Consider the following 721-nt stretch of genomic DNA (forward strand, 5'->3'; position numbering starts at 1 on the left):
TCTGGCCAAAATGTGGATGCCAGCGATAGTGAACCTCGACTTCATCGCCGACATGGGCAGAATGAACGGGGCATTGCAATTGGAAGGAAGAACTGGCTGTTTGCCGGCTCGGACAAGGGCGGCGAGCGCATCGCCAACATCCTCACCATCATCGAGACGGTCAAACTGCAAGGCCATAATCCAGAGGTCTATCTGACGGATGTCCTGACCCGGATCCAGGATCACCCCGAAGACCGAATTGAAGACCTCCTGCCTTGGAACTGGACGCCGGCAAAAGCTCGATGCGAGGCCGCCTGATGGCGCGCTCGAGGTTCATCTACACACTCAGCCAAGTCGCCGGCATGATCGGCGAAAACCTCGAACTGATCGAAGAAGTGACCGCAAACTCGGACAACATCTCCGAAGGCGAACTGGTTTACGTCGGCGATGGCAGTGAAGACGGCACGAAGGGTCTGACCGAGAATGGCATCGAAGAACAAAGCCTACTCGCCGACATCAGGACGTGGGACGGCGGTATCCGCGAGTTCCTCATCGACACACAGTGCGATCCTGAAATAATCGACCGCATCATGGCCGATGAGATGAAACGCGGCCTATAGATTCCATCTCTCGACACCCGAAAATGCGTTCGCCGGACGCTTACCTTTCGTCGATGAAGATCAGTTTCTCCGGATCGAGGTCCAATTGACCATCGAACCAGGCGCGCCGGCGCTTCAGGACG

Annotated in this window: 2 protein-coding genes; both read left to right on the plus strand. The window is 56.4% G+C overall.

Annotated elements, in window-relative coordinates:
- Positions 1-297: transposase domain-containing protein (locus PYR71_RS30715; RefSeq protein ID WP_245421423.1), on the plus strand; the 297-nt coding region annotated here is incomplete at its 5' end.
- A complete protein-coding gene (locus PYR71_RS30945; RefSeq protein ID WP_097545539.1) occupies positions 297-599 on the plus strand; it encodes a hypothetical protein in 303 nt (100 codons plus the stop codon). The genes PYR71_RS30715 and PYR71_RS30945, both read left to right, overlap by 1 nt.
- The last annotated feature ends 122 nt before the right edge of the window (positions 600-721 follow it).

The sequence above is a fragment of the Rhizobium mulingense genome (assembly GCF_029194105.1).
Taxonomy (GTDB): domain Bacteria; phylum Pseudomonadota; class Alphaproteobacteria; order Rhizobiales; family Rhizobiaceae; genus Rhizobium; species Rhizobium mulingense.